Source organism: Pseudomonas sp. AC083, assembly GCF_979253165.1.
Genome location: NZ_CEEDDH010000003.1, coordinates 1 through 15,231, shown reverse-complemented (window position 1 = coordinate 15,231; position 15,231 = coordinate 1). Strand labels below are relative to the sequence as shown.

Genomic DNA, 15,231 nt, shown 5'->3' with positions numbered 1-15,231 from the left:
GGGCTGGCCTCTTCGCGAGCAGGCTCGCTCCCACAGGGAGACGCGATCAACGGTGGGAGCGGGCTTGCCCGCGAAAGGGCCGGTTGTCTCACCACACATTTTTGGATGAACCCATGCTCCAACTGATCCTCGGCGGCGCCCGCTCCGGCAAGAGTCGTCTGGCGGAAAAACTCGCCAGCGACAGCCATCTGGCGGTGACCTATATTGCCACCAGCCAACCGCTCGACGACGAAATGAACCAGCGCGTCGCCCATCACCGCGCGCGCCGTCCGGCCGAATGGGCGTTGATCGAAGAGCCGCTGGAACTGGCCCGCGTACTGCGCGAATCCGCCGGCGCCGAGCGCTGCCTGCTGGTCGATTGCCTGACCCTGTGGTTGACCAATCTGCTGATGCTCGACGACAGCAAACGTCTCACCGCCGAGCGTGAAGCCTTGCTCGACTGCCTGGCGTCGTTGCCGGGTGAAATCATTTTTGTCAGCAACGAGACCGGAATGGGTGTCGTGCCGCTGGGCGAATTGACTCGCCGCTATGTCGATGAAGCCGGTTGGCTGCATCAAGCTCTGGCCGAGCATTGTCAGCGAGTTGTCCTGACCGTCGCCGGCCTGCCCCTGACTTTGAAAGGACCTGCGTTATGAGCCCGACCTGGTGGCTGAACCCGTGCAAAACCGTGAACTCGGACATCATCGCGCAAGCGACGGAGCGCCAGCAGCAATTGACCAAACCGGCCGGTTCGCTGGGGCGCCTTGAATCGGTGGCCGTGCAACTGGCCGGTCTGCAAGGTCAGCTCAAGCCAACGCTGGAGCAAGTCTGGATCGCGATTTTCGCTGGCGACCATGGCGTGGTAGCCGAAGGTGTATCGGCTTATCCGCAGGAAGTCACCGGGCAGATGCTGCTCAACTTTGTCAGCGGCGGCGCGGCGATCAGCGTGCTGGCGCGTCAGCTCGGCGCGCAGCTGGAAGTGGTCGATCTGGGCACGGTGAATCCGACGCTGAATCTGCCCGGCGTGCGCCATCTGAACATCGGCGCGGGAACGGCGAACTTCGCTCAGGGCGCAGCGATGACTCAGGCGCAGGGCGAATCGGCCTTGCAGGCCGGTCGCGACAGTGTCTTGCGCGCGAAAGCCGCCGGCACCCAGTTGTTCATCGGTGGCGAAATGGGCATCGGCAACACCACGGCGGCCAGTGCGCTGGCCTGTGCCTTGCTCGATTGCCCGGTGGCGCACCTGACCGGCCCCGGTACCGGGCTGAATGCCGCTGGCGTCAGCCACAAGGCACAGGTGATTGAACGCGCGCTGGCGCTGCATGCCGCACAGCGTGGCGATGCCTTGCAGACGCTGTTCAATCTCGGCGGGTTCGAGATTGCCGCGTTGGTTGGTGCCTATCTGGCCTGCGCGCAGGAAGGCATCGCGGTGCTGGTCGACGGCTTCATCTGCACGGTCGCGGCACTGGTCGCGGTGCGCTTGAATCCCGCCTGTCGCCAGTGGCTGTTGTTCGGCCATCGCGGTGCCGAGCCGGGCCATCGCCATGTGCTGGAAACCTTGAGCGCCGAGCCGCTGCTCGAGCTCGGCCTGCGCCTGGGCGAGGGCAGTGGCGCGGCGTTGGCAGTGCCGTTGTTGCGTCTGGCCTGTGACCTGCACGGGCAAATGGCGACGTTCGCCGAAGCAGCCGTGGCGGATCGCCCGGCATGAGCCTGCGCCTGGATCTGCTGCGCCACGGCGAAACGGAACTCGGCGGCGGCTTGCGCGGCAGCCTCGACGATGCGCTGACCGCAAACGGCTGGACGCAGATGCGTGCAGCGGTGGTCGACGGCGGGCCGTGGGATCGTATCGTCAGTTCGCCATTGCAGCGCTGCGCGCGCTTCGCTGCTGAACTCGGCGAGCAACTGAACCTGTCCGTGCATCTGGACAAGGATCTGCAAGAGCTGCATTTCGGCGCGTGGGAAGGGCAGAGCGCGGCGGCGTTGATGGAAACGGATGCTGAAGCGCTGGGGCTGTTCTGGGCTGATCCCTATGGCTTCACGCCACCGCAGGGGGAGCCGGTCAGCGCGTTTTCCGCGCGGGTGTTGGCGGCGGTTGCGCGATTGCACGCGGCTTACGCCGGCGAACGGATTCTGCTGGTCAGCCACGGCGGCGTGATGCGTTTGTTGTTGGCGCAGGCCCGAAGTTTGCCCCGCGAGCAACTGCTCAATGTCGAAGTCGGCCACGGTGCGCTGTTTGCGCTGACGGTCGCTGCGGACGGCGCGCTCAAGGAAGGTCACTGAGATGTTGCCGCTGTGGATCGCCTTGCAGTTTCTCAGCAGCCTGCCGATTCGCCTGCCGGGCATGCCCGAGCCGCACCAGCTCGGCCGTTCGCTGCTGTTTTATCCGCTGGTGGGATTGCTGTTCGGGCTGATCCTCTTCGCGTTGAATCTGTTGTTGGCCGGCGCGCCGTTGTTGCTGCATGCGGCGCTGTTGCTGACCGTGTGGGTATTGCTCAGCGGCGCGCTGCATCTCGATGGCCTGGCCGACAGCGCCGATGCCTGGCTCGGCGGTTTTGGTGATCGCGAGCGCACGCTGACGATCATGAAAGATCCGCGCAGCGGGCCGATTGCGGTGGTCACGCTGGTGCTGGTCCTGTTGCTCAAATTTGCCGCGCTGCTGGCGCTGATCGAGCAAGGGCATACCCTGGCGCTGATCATCGTTCCGGTACTCGGGCGAGCGGCGCTGTTGGGGTTGTTTCTGACTACGCCGTATGTGCGTGCGGGCGGCTTGGGTCAGGCACTGGCCGATCATCTGCCGCGTAGAGCGGGGTGGTGGGTGCTGGGGTTGAGTGCGCTGGGCTGCGTGTTCATCGCGGGTATTGGCGCGGTGCTGATTTCGCTGGTCGGGTTTGTCTGGCTGCGGCGTTTGATGATGCGGCGGTTGGGCGGGGCTACCGGGGACACAGCGGGGGCGTTGCTGGAATTGCTGGAGATGGGGGTGTTGGTGGGGCTCGCTTTGGTCTGAAGGATTTGCGTAGATGATGCCGGCCCCTTCGCGAGCAGGCTCGCTCCCACCTTCGGAATGCAATCGCCTGTGGGAGAGAGCCTGCTCGCGAAGGCGGCCTCACCGGCAACAATGATGTTCATAGTAAACTCATGTGTAACTTGATTTAACACACTCGCGGGTATATACACGCATCATGCTTCCTTCTCAGTGTTTGTGCACCAACCTGCGTCGCGCCGCGCGTGGCGTCAGCAGGCATTACGACGGCGCTCTCGATGGCTTCGGGATCAACGTTGCCCAGTATTCTCTGCTGTGCAATCTGCAGCGACTGGAGCAACCGAGCATTTCCGAACTGGCAGAGGCCATGGGGCTGGATCGCAGCACCTTGGGGCGCAACTTGCGCGTGCTCGAGGGCGAAGGTCTGGTGGCGCTGGCCGAAGGCGAGGACATGCGCAACCGTATCGTGCGCCTCACCGAAACCGGTGTGCAGCGCCTGGCAGCGGCATTGCCGGCGTGGGAAGCGGCGCAACAGCGGCTGATCGACCGGCTCGGTGCCGAGAAGCGCGAAACCTTGCTCAAACTGCTCGACGAACTGGCCTGACGCCGGTTTTTTCGCGCTCAAGCGGGTATATACCCGCGACTGGAGAATAACAATGACATCGATGTGGCGTACGTGCGGTTGGGTGTTGCTGGGGAGTGCGCTGATCCTGGCGTTGTCATTGGGCGTGCGCCACGGGTTCGGTCTGTTCCTGTCGCCGATGAGCGCGCAGTTCGGCTGGGGTCGCGAAGTGTTTGCCTTCGCCATCGCCCTGCAAAACCTGATCTGGGGCCTGGCGCAGCCATTCACCGGCGCCCTGGCCGACCGCTTCGGCGCGGCGAAAGTGGTGCTGGTCGGTGGGATCCTCTACGCAGCGGGCCTGGTGTGCATGGGCCTGTCTGATTCGGCAGTGACTCTGTCACTGAGTGCCGGCCTGCTGATCGGTATCGGTCTTTCGGGCACTTCGTTTTCGGTCATTCTTGGTGTTGTGGGTCGCGCTGTGCCGCCAGAGAAACGCAGCATGGGCATGGGTATCGCCAGCGCCGCCGGTTCGTTCGGCCAGTTCGCCATGTTGCCGGGCACGCTCGGTTTGATCGGCTGGCTCGGCTGGTCGGCCGCGCTGTTGGTGCTGGGCCTGTTGGTGGCGATGATTGTGCCGCTGGTGAGCATGCTCAAGGACAAACCGCTGCCTGTGCTTGGCCATGAACAGACTCTTTCCGAAGCGCTGCGTGAGGCCTGCTCGCACCCCGGTTTCTGGCTGCTGGCGTTCGGCTTTTTTGTCTGCGGTTTTCAGGTGGTGTTCATCGGTGTGCACTTGCCAGCGTATCTGGTCGATCAGCATCTGCCCGCCAGTGTCGGCACTACGGTGCTGGCGTTGATCGGACTGTTCAATATTTTCGGCACTTACACCGCCGGCTGGCTTGGTGGCCGCATGTCCAAACCGCGTCTGTTGACTGCGCTGTATCTGTTGCGCGCAGTGGTGATCGTGCTGTTCCTGTGGTTGCCGGTGACGACCACGTCGGCATATCTGTTCGGCATGGCCATGGGCTTCCTGTGGCTGTCGACGGTGCCGTTGACCAACGGTACGGTGGCGACCTTGTTCGGCGTGCGCAATTTGTCGATGCTCGGTGGCATTGTCTTTCTGTTCCATCAGCTCGGCTCATTCCTTGGTGGCTGGCTGGGCGGGGTGGTGTACGACCGAACCGGGAGTTATGACTTGATCTGGCAAGTGGCGGTTCTCTTGAGCCTGCTCGCGGCGGCGCTGAACTGGCCGGTGCGCGAGCGTCCGGTGGCGCGCCTGCAAGCCGCGGCGAGTGCAGCATGAACCGGATCTGCGCGCGGGTCGTTGTTGCCGCACTGGCTGCTGCACTGTTGGCGCTGGTGTGGTGGGGCTGGCAACGCGGCGGTCTGGCGCTGATGCAGTTGGGCATGAGTATTTGCTAGATGCCAGCGTGGCGAGTAACGTCGAAGCCTGATGACTGCCCAAGGAAATTCGACATGTTGATGCGCTGGTGTGCTGTTCCCGCGTTGCTGATGGCGTTGACTGGCCTGGCCCAGGCCGCCGATTGTCCTGAGCTGCTGCAAGGCTCGCTGCCCAAGCTGCGCGCCAAGGAATCCATCGATCTGTGCAAGCAGTACGCCGACAAGCCGCTGGTGGTAGTCAATACCGCCAGCTTCTGCGGTTTCGCCCCGCAGTTCGAAGGGCTCGAGGCGCTGAACAAGCGCTACAAGGCGCAAGGGCTGGAGATGCTCGGCGTGCCGTCGAATGACTTCAAGCAGGAGTCCAAGGACGGCGCGGAAACCGCCAAGGTCTGCTACGCCAACTATGGCGTGACCTTCAACATGACCGAGCCGCAGAAGGTTCGCGGCGACGACGCCACGCATCTGTTCCAGGTGCTGGCCGCGCAGAGCAATGCGCCGAAGTGGAATTTCTACAAGTATGTGGTCGACCGGCAAGGCAAGGTGGTGGCGAGTTTTTCCAGTTTGACCAAACCGGATGATCCGGAATTTATTGCGGCGATCGAAAAGGCCATTGCCTCCAAACAGCTGACTCACTGACCCATGTTTTTCCCTGTGGGAGCGAGCCTGCTCGCGAAGCGGTGTGTCAGCCAGCAAATCTACATCTGACATACCGCCTTCGCGAGCAGGCTCGCTCCCACAAGGGTGATTTAGTCGTTCCAGTGAAAAGTTGCAGACATGAAAAAGCCCCGCCTCTGCGAAGAGAGCGGGGCTTTTTCGTGGGCGAGGGGTTAGCCTCGCCACGGTGCATCAGAAGCGGTAAGTCGCGCCGACACCGAAGCCGTTTGCCGAGTTTTCATACTTGGCATCGTAAGTCTGGCCACGAGCGTTTTCGTTGCGGATGTTGACCGACTCTTCTTTGAGGTACGAGTACGCGACGTCGATGGTCAGGTCGTCGGTCGGGCTCCAGCCGGCACCGATACTGAAGATGGTGCGGTCGCCAGTCGGGATACGTGGCGAGCGGTCTTCGTTATTGGTTGGCGATTGGTCGAAGGTCAGACCGGTACGCAGTACCCATTCCTTGTTCAACTGGTACGAGGTACCCACGGCGTACGCCCAGGAGTCATGCCAGTTCTGGTCTTCGTTGATCGAACCGAACTGACCGGCCAGCAGAGGCTGCACGCCGGAGTTCTTCACGGTGATCTTGTCCAGCTGGCTCCAGCGGGTCCAGGTGGTACCGGCGTAGACATTCCAGCGATCGTTGATTGCCTGGGTGACCGACAGGTCCACGGATTCCGGCGTGGTGATCTTCAGCGAAGCGTCGTACTTCTGGTTGGCGCCAACGCCCACCAGCGCCAGAGCGTTGTAGTTGACCTTGGTGTCGCCTTCGAGCTTGTAGTCGACCTTGGAGTGGTAGGTCAGGCCGACACGGGTGGTGTCGGTGGCCTGGACCAGCAAGCCGACGTTGTAGCCCAGCGCGGTGTCGTCACCCTTGATCTTGACCTTGCCGTCCGGCAGTGCCTGGGTGATCGACAGGTTGGATTCCAGCGAGCCGTCGATGCGGTTGATGGTCGGGCCGAAACCGATCGACACCTTGTCGTTGAAGGCGTAGCTGACGGTTGGCTGGAAAGTGATGACTTGTACTTCGGACTTGCTGCCGAAGTAACGACCGGCGAAGCCGTTTTCGTAATCCGTGATCAGACCGAACGGTACGTACACACCGAGACCGAATGCCCAGTGGTCATCGATCGGTTTTACATAGAAGCCCATAGGTACAGCGGTGAAGGGCACCATGTCGCCTTTGTTGCTACCGCCGTTAGGGCTGGAGCTGGCGTTGCTGATATCGGTGTGTGCATCGACGACGGCGACACCGCCGGTGACTTGTTCGCGCTTGATGCGCGCCATGCCGGCCGGGTTGCCATAAACAGTGCTTGCGTCGTCGGCAGAAGAAGATCGCCCGGCAAAACCAGTCCCCATCCCACTGATGCTTTGTTCGTTGAGGGCAAAACCTGCCGCGAAGATTTGTGTGGAGGCAAGGGTAACGGCGAGGCTAAGGGTGGTTTTGAGCATGACTTTTTTCATTATTAGAACTCCTGGTGATCACCGGGGCGAAAATTACCAACATTTTCGTCCCAGCGCTATAGCCTGTATGCCTTGAGTTAGAGCGGTTTTGTAGGACAATCCGACCAAAATGGCGACCTGATGCGAGAACTTGTGAAACCGCCCGGTCAGCAAGCGACCTGATTCAACGGTGAAACACAGGTTTGCCAGGCATAGGTGAAGTCGCGCAAACGGCCTTGCGGTTGAAAGGTCTGGCGCCAGATGCGCGCCATGCCGAGCAGGTCGGTCGGAGCGGGGAGGGTGGGGTTCTGTTCTTCTACCAGCAGCCAGGCGATGGCCGTGGCGTAACGCAGGTTGACGGTCAGTTCCAGATGCGGGCCGCTGAGGAACGCATGCTGACTGGCGAGGCCGCGCACCAGGCTGGCGCGCTCCGGATCGAGCGCCAGATAATCATCCCAGAGGGCCTGATGCCGATGCTCGGCAATCCGGTAGAGGCCATGGCCACGGCGGTCATGCAGGGCAGACCCGAGGGCGGACTGGCTGGCGGCGATACCCAGCAGCAGGGATTCGGCAGTTGCGCAGTGGCGTCCCAGATAAATCAGTGTGGGACGGATCACATAGCGGCACAGTTCGCTGGCAGCGATACCCATAACACCCTCGGTTCTTGTTGTTGAGGGCGAGTCCTGAAGGGGCTTTGGCAGCTGTGGATCGACTCAGGCTCGCCGCAAGCGGGTCAAGCCGCTTGAGTTGAAGTGTAGTGTCATATTCAGCGTGTAAAGGCCTGTTTTTAAAATATTTCCGTCATCGCATCCCGGGCGTTAGATCGGAACATGCTTAGAAGCGCAGCGCTAAAAGTGAAATATCAGGCAATAAAAAGCCCCGCTTTTCAGCAGGGCTTTGCTTTTGCAGCCTGTCCGGCTTTCAGGCAACCAGTGCCTGACGGGTACGCTCGATCACGGCCTGCAGCGGTTCGGCGCTGGAGTATTGATCGGGGTACAAACGCTCGCTGTGACGAGCGATGCCGTGTTCATTGACCACGGTGAAGCTGAAGCAGCCTTTGCGAGCGGCCATGATCAGGCAGTTCATTGGAGCAAAAGCGTTGGTTAGGGTGCGAATGGCATCCTGAGTCTGGATTTGAGTAGACATAGTTATTAGGTGTTCCTACAAATGACACGGATAAGAACCGTGCAACGTTAAAACGTTCCAGTAACGTTGATCACCATTGATCGAACGAAGAACCCGACTGGAACAAAGCAGCCAGTTTGAAGCGCTGATAAGTGAGCGCGCTTGGGCTGGCAGGTAGGTACTTAGGAGGACAGGCATCACAGCGAGGGCAAAGGTTCTGGGCCCGGGGTGAAGATCCTGATCAATTTGCAGGTTGGTTCGGTCAGAGTAAGTGTTCTTCGCAACGCCCTTTGCTTTCGTTCAAAGGCAGCGTCGTCGCAAGAGTTACCTGGAAACCATCGAGGGGTCGTTCCCGCTTTTTTCGGCAATGTCTTCCTGTTGGAAGTTGACCGTGGGAGATGTTCGACCGGAATTGACTTTCAGCTTGGTACTAACGCCGCGGATAGTAACGGATCCGTTCGGGCGAAGCAAACCCCATGACCAAAAAAAAGGATCACAGGGAAAGGTCATGTCGCACCGTCCGTCGGCCTGCATGCTTTTCGCAGAGCCTTTCGGTCGCTCGCAGCTGCGCAAAATGACCCGAAAAAGCGCACGCATATAACCGGCTCACAGGTACTTGTGCACATTAGTTGCGCAGAGCGTAACGCAACTGTCACATCGATCCTGACTCCAGTCGCTGCCTGTATCAAAAGTTTAAGTCAATGAAAAATATCGTCTTTTTTTGTTGGTGAAAAAATCGTCAGTTTGACTGCGAGCCCCATTCCATAAGGCTTTGCGGGGATCGTAGACCGGTTGTCCACTGACTTATCCACAGCTTCTGTGGATTGTCCCTAGCGCTTGCTCTAGCACGGGCGTGCCGGGTTTTTTTCGACTTTACCTGTAAGAAAAAGAGAGTAAAGTGGCGCGCCTTCCGATCTGTCCCGCAGTGCTTTATGAAGTTTCGCTCAGTATCAGACTCTGTTACCTCCAACCCGACCTCTGTTACCGCTCCCAAGCGTTTTTCCGTGCGTGTGGCCGAATGGCTGCTCGATGCGCCGCGCCTGAGCGACAGTCCCAGCGCCAAGCACCTGGCCGGCCGTCTGCTCAAGCAACCGGCCCGAGAAGGCGTGGTCGCCGCACAAAGCCGCCTCGGCCAATTGATTTGCCGGGAGTGCGGCAATGCCCGTGACCGGCGTATCGGCCAAGAGCTGCTGCGTCAGGCCGCCCGCGCCGGTGACCGTCGCGCGCAGCAGGAACTCGGTCTGATCGAAGACTGAGCTGTCCAAGCCCTGACACCTTGGTTAACCTTCAGGCTTTATCCGATTGGCAGGAGTCGCTATGGCTATGGACTTGACCAGCGTATTGCTCGGTCTTGCGGCGGCAGGGTTGCCGCTGTTGGCGCTGGCCTGGCAACTGCAACGCCGGGCCAGCAATGCCCAGGCCGATCTGGCCTTGCTGGAAGAGCGCCTGGCCATGGCGCAACTGGCCCAGGACGGCCTCACCGCGCAGCTTGAAGCGAGCCGCGATGAGATCGCTGACCTTGGCCAGGCCAACGCCGCCAAACAGGCAGACCTCGCCGCGCTGCGCCGCGAAGTCGAATTGCTGCAGATCGAGCGCGACGACGCCCGCGACGCCTCTCACGCCTGGAACCTCGAACGCGCCAACAAGGATGCTGAGTTACGCCGCCTCGACGCCCACGCTGCCTCGCTGAGTGCCGAACTGCGCGAGCAACAGGAAAGCCATCAACAACGTCTCAACGACCTGCAAGGCTCACGCGATGAACTGCGCGCGCAATTCGCCGAGCTGGCCGGCAAGATCTTCGATGAGCGTGAGCAGCGCTTTGCCGAAACCAGCCAGCAGCGGCTCGGGCAGTTACTCGATCCGTTGAAAGAACGCATCCAGTCCTTTGAAAAACGCGTGGAAGAAAGCTATCAGGCCGAAGCCCGCGAGCGCTTCTCGCTGGCCAAGGAGCTGGAGCGTTTGCAGGCATTGAATCTGCGTTTGAGCGACGAAGCCACCAATCTGACTCGCGCGCTCAAGGGCCAGAAAACCCAGGGCAATTGGGGCGAACTGATCCTCGAGCGCGTTCTTGAGCACGCGGGTCTGGAGAAGGGCCGCGAGTATCAGACTCAGGTCAATCTCAAAGGCCCGGACGGTGAACGCTTCCAGCCCGATGTGATCATTTATCTGCCCGGCGACAAGCAGGTGGTGGTCGACTCGAAAGTCAGTCTCACGGCCTATCAACAATATGTTGCGGCTGATGACGACACATTGGGGCAGATCGCGATCAAGCAGCACGTGTTGTCGCTGCGCAATCATGTCAAAGGTCTGGCCGGCAAGGATTACAAACGTCTGGAAGGCCTGCACAGCCTCGATTTCGTTTTGCTGTTCGTGCCGATTGAGGCGGCATTTTCGGCTGCGTTACAGGCTGAGCCGTCGCTGTTCCAGGACGCTTTCGACCGCAATATCGTGATCGTCAGTCCGACTACGCTGTTGGCCACGCTGCGGGTGATCGACAGTCTGTGGAAGCAGGAGCGGCAGAGCCAGAATGCCCGGGAAATCGCCGAGCGCGCGGGCTGGCTGTACGACAAGTTCGTGTTGTTTATTCAGGATCTGGACGAAGTGGGCAATCGTCTGCAGCAACTGGACAAGGCTTACAGCTCAGCGCGTAACAAGCTGACAGAGGGGCGCGGTAATCTGGTCAGCCGCAGTGAGCAGTTGAAGTTGCTCGGTGCGCGGGCGAGCAAGAGCTTGCCGGCGGATTTGCTCGAGCGGGCGATGACGGATGTTGATGGGTTGGTTGAGTTGCCTGAGTAAGAGGTCTTTTTTTGGGGCTGATTTTGGGGGCATATCCGTTGCTGCGGTCGTGGCGGCTGGCGGTTTCGCCTGACGGCGACTTACTTTTTTACAAGCGCCCGGAATGCCGGCCCAGAAAAAAAATAAGCAAAAAACGCTAGCTCCTGCGTTCGGCCCTCGCAAGCTCGGGTTCCTTCGCTGCGGGACTGATCCGGGCGCAGCGGCTCCGGTTTGCTTCGCTGCACCTCCTTGCGCTGTGTCTGGCTGCGCCAGACGGTCGCTGCGCTCCCACGCCCGGATCAATCCCTCCGCTCAGCCTTCCGACGTCGCCGGTGAATCAAGATCAAAAGCACTCGAGCTTGCGCTCATTGTGTAGGAGCTGCCGAAGGCTGCGATCTTTTGATTTTGCTTTTGCTTTTATGTGGGAGCGAGCCTGCTCGCGAAGACGTCTGCAAGACCACTCTCTACAACGGTAAATACCGACTCAGCAGTGCCCGCAACGCTGCCGGCTTCACCGGTTTGGCCAGATAATCCAGGCCCGCCGCATGCACTTGCGCCACGGTCTCCGGGCGTCCATCCGCGCTGATGACCACGCCGGGCACGGGCTCGCCCAGGCGCGTGCGCAACCAGGCCATCAGCTCTGTGCCGGTGTCGCCGTGGTCGAGGTGATAGTCGACCAGCGCCAGTTGTGGCCGCACACCTTCATCCAATATCGCTGCGCATTCTTCGCGATTGCGCGCCGTCCACACTTGGCAGCCCCAGCGGCTCAACAGGCTGTTCATGCCGATCAGGATGCTGTCTTCGTTATCGATGCACAGTACCTGCGCGCCGCTGAGCAGTTTTCCGTTCAGTTCCACCGTGGCGCTGACTGGAGGCGTTTGCGTGCGGGCGATCGGCACTGTCACGCTGAACACACTGCCGCGCCCCGGCCAGGAGCGAACGCGCAGGGTGTGCCCGAGCACGCGGCACAAGCCATCGGCGATCGCCAGACCCAGGCCCAGGCCTTTTTCGGCGCGGGTCTGGTGGCTGTCGAGGCGTTTGAATTCTTCGAAAATCACTTGTTGTTTGTCTTCCGGAATCCCCGGGCCGCGATCCCAGACTTCCAGACACAGCTCGCCACCGCGCCGACGCACGCCCAGCAGCACCGGGCCTTTGGCGTAGCGGAACGCGTTGGTGAGGAAGTTCTGCAGAATCCGCCGCAGCAGTTTGATGTCGCTGTCGATGCGTAATTGACTACCGCGCACCCGGAACGTGAGCTTTTGCTCTTGAGCCAGCGCCTTGAATTCTGCGCCGAGGGTGTCGAACAGTTCGTTGACGGCGAAGGCTTTGCGATCCGGGTTGATCTTGCCGTTTTCCAGGCGCGAGATGTCCAGCAGATCGCTGATCAGGTCTTCCGCCGAACGCAGCGAGCTGTCGAGGTGTTGCACCAGCTGCTGCGCCTCTGCGCTCAAGCCTTCGTTCTGGTGGGAGAGGGCGGCGGAGAACAGTCGCGCGGCATTCAGCGGTTGCATCAAGTCGTGGCTGACGGCGGCGAGGAAGCGGGTTTTCGACTGGTTGGCCGCCTCGGCATTGCCCTTGGCTTCGGTGAGCGCGACATTGAGTTGCGACAGTTCCTGGGTGCGTTCGCTGACCCGTTGCTCGAGCCCTTCGTTGGCCTCGGTCAGCGCCTGTTCGGCTTCACGGAACGCGGTAATGTCGGTGAAGCTCATGACAAATCCGCCGCCGGGCATCGGGTTGCCGATCAGCTCGATTACCCGGCCATTGGGGAACAGCCGTTCGGAAGTATGCGCGCGGCCCTGACGCATCCAGTGCAAGCGTCGCGCGACGTGCACTTCCGCTTCGCCGGGGCCGCACAAACCGCGTTCGGCGTTGTAGCGAATGATGTCGGCAATCGGCCGGCCGACGCTGATCAGGCCATCGGGGTAGTTGAACAGCTCCAGATAGCGCCGGTTCCACGCCACCAATTTCAGTGATTGGTCGACCACGCTGATGCCCTGGGTGATGTTCTCGATCGCGCCTTGCAACAGCGCGCGATTGAACTGCAGCACTTCCGAAGCTTCGTCAGCGATTCGGACGACGTCCTCCAGCTGCATTTCCCGACCTTCGATGGCGGCTTTTACTACGGCGCGCGTCGAAGAAGCGCCGAGAACACCGGCCAGCAAGCGTTCGGTGTGGGCAATCCATTCGCTGTCGGCGTTCTGGTTGGGGTTGTAGCCCTTGCCCTGACGGTAGGCGAAGCGAATGAAGCTCTGCCGCGCGCGTTCTTCGCCGACAAAACGCGCCGCCAGTTGCAGCAGATCGTCGATCTGTACCGCCAGCATCGAACGAGCATTAGGTCGTGCGCTGATTTCCTGACCGATAAAACGCCCGGCCTGCCAGTGCTCGGAAACCCGCGTGCGCGACAGCACCGAGACCCAGGCGAACAGGGTGAAATTACCCGCCAGCGACAGCACCACGCCTTGGGTCAACGGGGTGATCGGCAGGTTCAGCGGATTGCTGTGCAGCCACGCCAAGCCGGGGAAGCTCGCCAGTGACCAGCCGAGACTGTGCGCGGCAATCGGCAGCACCAGTGTGTAAAACCACAGGAAAGTGCCGGTGGCGAGGCCGGCGAACACGCCCCGGCGGTTGGCCTGTTTCCAGTACAGCGCGCCGAGCATGGCTGGCGCCAGTTGCGTAACCGCGGCGAAGGCGATCTGGCCGATGGTCGCCAGGCTCGCGGTCGAGCCAAGCAAGCGATAACTGACGTAGGCCAGCAGCAGAATCACCACGATGCTCACGCGGCGCACCGAGAGCATCCACTGGCGGAACACCTCGAACGGGCGCTCGGCGTTGTTGCGGCGCAACAGCCACGGCAACAGCATGTCGTTGGAAACCATGGTCGACAGCGCAACGCTGGCGACAATCACCATGCCGGTCGCTGCCGATGCGCCACCAATAAACGCCAGCATCGCCAGCGCCGGATGGGCCTGGGCCAGCGGCAGGCTGATCACGAACGAGTCGGGCAGCACATCGCTGGGCAGCATCATCTGACCGGCAAGGGCGATAGGGACTACAAACAGTGCGGCCAATGCCAGATAGGCGGGGAACACCCATTTCGCCAGACGTAGATCCTGCGGGTCGATGTTCTCCACCACGGTCACGTGAAATTGTCGCGGCAGGCAAATGATCGCCATCATCGCCACGCCTGTCTGCACCACCATCGATGGCCAGTTGATGGTTTCCTTCCAGTACGCCTCAAGGCGCGGGGCGAGCATTGCCTGATTGAACAGGTCGTCGAAACCGTCATACAGACCGTACGTGACGAAGGCGCCGACGGCGAGAAAGGCGAACAGCTTGACCAGCGACTCGAACGCGATCGCCAGCACCATGCCACGGTGGTGTTCGGTGGCGTCGAGGTTGCGCGTACCGAAAACGATGGTGAACAACGCCAGCACCAGCGACACGATCAGCGCCGTGTCCTGGGCGCGGGTGCCCATGGCATCGGCGCCGGCGCCGATCAACAGGTTCACGCCGAGGACGATGCCTTTGAGTTGCAGGGCAATATAGGGCAACACGCCGACCAGACAGATCAGCGCCACCACCACCGCCAGCGATTGCGATTTGCCGTAGCGCGCGGCGATGAAGTCGGCGATGGAGGTGATGTTCTCCTGTTTGCTGATCATCACCATTTTCTGCAGGACCCACGGCGCGCCGACCAGCAGCAGGATCGGCCCGAGGTAGATCGGCAGGAATGACCACAGTTGTTCCGCCGCCTGACCGACCGCGCCGAAGAACGTCCAGCTGGTGCAGTAAACCGCCAGCGACAGGCTGTACACCCAGGCGCGCACCCGCGGCGGCAACGGTGTGCTGCGACGGTCGCCGTAGAAGGCGATAGCGAACATGATGGCCATGTAGGCCAGGGCAACGACGGCGATCAGCCCGGTGGACAACGACATGCAGCACTCCCGACAAATGACTCCCCGGCACTCCTGCCCGGGCGGACAGTCTCGCACGGGCGCGGCGGTTAGTCAGTGTCGACCAAGGTCGTTGCGTGGCGGGGTGTCGCAGGCGGGGTACCGGGTGGTTTTTGTGGTGCCTGGGCGGGCCTCTTCGCGAGCAGGCTCGCTCCCACGTTCTGGAATGCATTCCGTTGTGGGAGCGAGCGCGTCAGTCCAGACGCAGCGCAATATCGATCAGGCGATGGAGCTCATCAACCTGCAGCGCCGCCGCCGAAAACAGAATCCGGAACACCACAGGCGCCACCACCAGATTGATCAAGCGATCAACACTCGGCGCCTTCTCATGCCGATAGCGATCAACAATGGTCTGCAAC

Annotated in this window: 14 protein-coding genes and 1 pseudogene; 10 read left to right on the top strand and 5 right to left on the bottom strand. The window is 61.1% G+C overall.

The window, feature by feature from the left end; all coding sequences use genetic code 11:
* Positions 1–113 precede the first annotated feature (113 nt).
* The 8 genes from cobU to AC0IXA_RS06090 all read left to right on the top strand — a co-directional run bounded on the left by cobU (position 114) and on the right by AC0IXA_RS06090 (position 5,558).
* Positions 114–635 (top strand): bifunctional adenosylcobinamide kinase/adenosylcobinamide-phosphate guanylyltransferase, encoded by a 522-nt coding sequence (cobU, locus tag AC0IXA_RS06125; RefSeq protein ID WP_341638820.1) that lies wholly within the window; start codon positions 114–116, stop codon positions 633–635.
* Complete coding sequence (cobT, locus tag AC0IXA_RS06120; RefSeq protein WP_341638821.1) at positions 632–1,687, top strand: nicotinate-nucleotide--dimethylbenzimidazole phosphoribosyltransferase; 1,056 nt, start codon at positions 632–634, stop codon at positions 1,685–1,687. Before cobU ends, cobT begins: the two co-directional genes overlap by 4 nt.
* Positions 1,684–2,259 carry an alpha-ribazole phosphatase family protein gene (gene cobC, locus AC0IXA_RS06115; RefSeq protein WP_110601185.1) on the top strand — a complete coding sequence of 192 codons (576 nt, stop codon included), beginning with the start codon at positions 1,684–1,686 and terminating at the stop codon, positions 2,257–2,259. Before cobT ends, cobC begins: the two co-directional genes overlap by 4 nt.
* A gap of 1 nt (position 2,260) precedes the next feature.
* The gene (locus AC0IXA_RS06110; RefSeq protein WP_341638822.1) at positions 2,261–2,983 is read left to right on the top strand and encodes an adenosylcobinamide-GDP ribazoletransferase; all 723 of its coding nucleotides are present in this window, start codon (positions 2,261–2,263) and stop codon (positions 2,981–2,983) included.
* 175 nt (positions 2,984–3,158) lie between these two features.
* Positions 3,159–3,563: a MarR family winged helix-turn-helix transcriptional regulator gene (locus AC0IXA_RS06105; protein WP_016773714.1), complete on the top strand. Its 405-nt coding sequence runs from the start codon at positions 3,159–3,161 to the stop codon at positions 3,561–3,563.
* A gap of 52 nt (positions 3,564–3,615) precedes the next feature.
* On the top strand, positions 3,616–4,824 hold the full coding sequence (locus tag AC0IXA_RS06100; RefSeq protein WP_341638823.1) for an MFS transporter: 1,209 nt from the start codon (positions 3,616–3,618) through the stop codon (positions 4,822–4,824).
* Positions 4,821–4,943 (top strand): hypothetical protein, encoded by a 123-nt coding sequence (locus AC0IXA_RS06095; RefSeq protein WP_281892447.1) that lies wholly within the window; start codon positions 4,821–4,823, stop codon positions 4,941–4,943. The genes AC0IXA_RS06100 and AC0IXA_RS06095 overlap by 4 nt, the downstream gene beginning before the upstream one ends.
* A gap of 54 nt (positions 4,944–4,997) precedes the next feature.
* Positions 4,998–5,558, top strand: coding sequence for a glutathione peroxidase (locus tag AC0IXA_RS06090; RefSeq protein WP_471812202.1), 561 nt, complete (start codon positions 4,998–5,000; stop codon positions 5,556–5,558).
* A gap of 210 nt (positions 5,559–5,768) precedes the next feature.
* Here the strand turns inward: AC0IXA_RS06090 and AC0IXA_RS06085 are convergent, their stop codons facing one another.
* From AC0IXA_RS06085 to AC0IXA_RS06075, 3 genes are all read right to left on the bottom strand, one after another.
* A complete protein-coding gene (locus AC0IXA_RS06085) occupies positions 5,769–7,040 on the bottom strand; it encodes an OmpP1/FadL family transporter (protein WP_016773717.1) in 1,272 nt (423 codons plus the stop codon).
* A gap of 146 nt (positions 7,041–7,186) precedes the next feature.
* Positions 7,187–7,669: a hypothetical protein gene (locus AC0IXA_RS06080; protein WP_024012180.1), complete on the bottom strand. Its 483-nt coding sequence runs from the start codon at positions 7,667–7,669 to the stop codon at positions 7,187–7,189.
* A gap of 271 nt (positions 7,670–7,940) precedes the next feature.
* On the bottom strand, positions 7,941–8,165 hold the full coding sequence (locus tag AC0IXA_RS06075; RefSeq protein ID WP_016773719.1) for a hypothetical protein: 225 nt from the start codon (positions 8,163–8,165) through the stop codon (positions 7,941–7,943).
* A gap of 911 nt (positions 8,166–9,076) precedes the next feature.
* On the opposite strand from AC0IXA_RS06075, the gene AC0IXA_RS06070 reads away from it, so the two are divergent.
* A complete protein-coding gene (locus tag AC0IXA_RS06070; RefSeq protein WP_024012181.1) occupies positions 9,077–9,400 on the top strand; it encodes an SEL1-like repeat protein in 324 nt (107 codons plus the stop codon).
* A 175-nt stretch (positions 9,401–9,575) separates the two neighbouring features.
* Positions 9,576–10,940 (top strand): DNA recombination protein RmuC, encoded by a 1,365-nt coding sequence (locus tag AC0IXA_RS06065; RefSeq protein WP_163012219.1) that lies wholly within the window; start codon positions 9,576–9,578, stop codon positions 10,938–10,940.
* A gap of 443 nt (positions 10,941–11,383) precedes the next feature.
* Here the strand turns inward: AC0IXA_RS06065 and AC0IXA_RS06060 are convergent, their stop codons facing one another.
* Together AC0IXA_RS06060 and AC0IXA_RS06055 are read right to left on the bottom strand one after the other, a co-directional pair.
* Positions 11,384–14,854, bottom strand: coding sequence for a hybrid sensor histidine kinase/response regulator (locus AC0IXA_RS06060; protein WP_471812198.1), 3,471 nt, complete (start codon positions 14,852–14,854; stop codon positions 11,384–11,386).
* Between the two features lie 211 nt (positions 14,855–15,065).
* Positions 15,066–15,231: pseudogene (locus AC0IXA_RS06055) on the bottom strand (TetR family transcriptional regulator); the annotation flags it as partial.

Excerpts from the sequence above, each read along its gene's own strand:
- cobU (WP_341638820.1), top strand. The coding sequence starts at position 114 with ATGCTCCAACTGATCCTCGGCGGCGCCCGCTCCGGCAAGAGTCGTCTG.
- cobT (WP_341638821.1), top strand. The coding sequence starts at position 632 with ATGAGCCCGACCTGGTGGCTGAACCCGTGCAAAACCGTGAACTCGGAC.
- cobC (WP_110601185.1), top strand. The coding sequence starts at position 1,684 with ATGAGCCTGCGCCTGGATCTGCTGCGCCACGGCGAAACGGAACTCGGC.
- AC0IXA_RS06110 (WP_341638822.1), top strand. The coding sequence starts at position 2,261 with ATGTTGCCGCTGTGGATCGCCTTGCAGTTTCTCAGCAGCCTGCCGATT.
- AC0IXA_RS06105 (WP_016773714.1), top strand. The coding sequence starts at position 3,159 with ATGCTTCCTTCTCAGTGTTTGTGCACCAACCTGCGTCGCGCCGCGCGT.
- AC0IXA_RS06100 (WP_341638823.1), top strand. The coding sequence starts at position 3,616 with ATGACATCGATGTGGCGTACGTGCGGTTGGGTGTTGCTGGGGAGTGCG.
- AC0IXA_RS06095 (WP_281892447.1), top strand. The coding sequence starts at position 4,821 with ATGAACCGGATCTGCGCGCGGGTCGTTGTTGCCGCACTGGCTGCTGCA.
- AC0IXA_RS06090 (WP_471812202.1), top strand. The coding sequence starts at position 4,998 with ATGTTGATGCGCTGGTGTGCTGTTCCCGCGTTGCTGATGGCGTTGACT.
- AC0IXA_RS06085 (WP_016773717.1), bottom strand. The coding sequence starts at position 7,040 with ATGAAAAAAGTCATGCTCAAAACCACCCTTAGCCTCGCCGTTACCCTT.
- AC0IXA_RS06080 (WP_024012180.1), bottom strand. The coding sequence starts at position 7,669 with ATGGGTATCGCTGCCAGCGAACTGTGCCGCTATGTGATCCGTCCCACA.
- AC0IXA_RS06075 (WP_016773719.1), bottom strand. The coding sequence starts at position 8,165 with ATGTCTACTCAAATCCAGACTCAGGATGCCATTCGCACCCTAACCAAC.
- AC0IXA_RS06070 (WP_024012181.1), top strand. The coding sequence starts at position 9,077 with ATGAAGTTTCGCTCAGTATCAGACTCTGTTACCTCCAACCCGACCTCT.
- AC0IXA_RS06060 (WP_471812198.1), bottom strand. The coding sequence starts at position 14,854 with ATGTCGTTGTCCACCGGGCTGATCGCCGTCGTTGCCCTGGCCTACATG.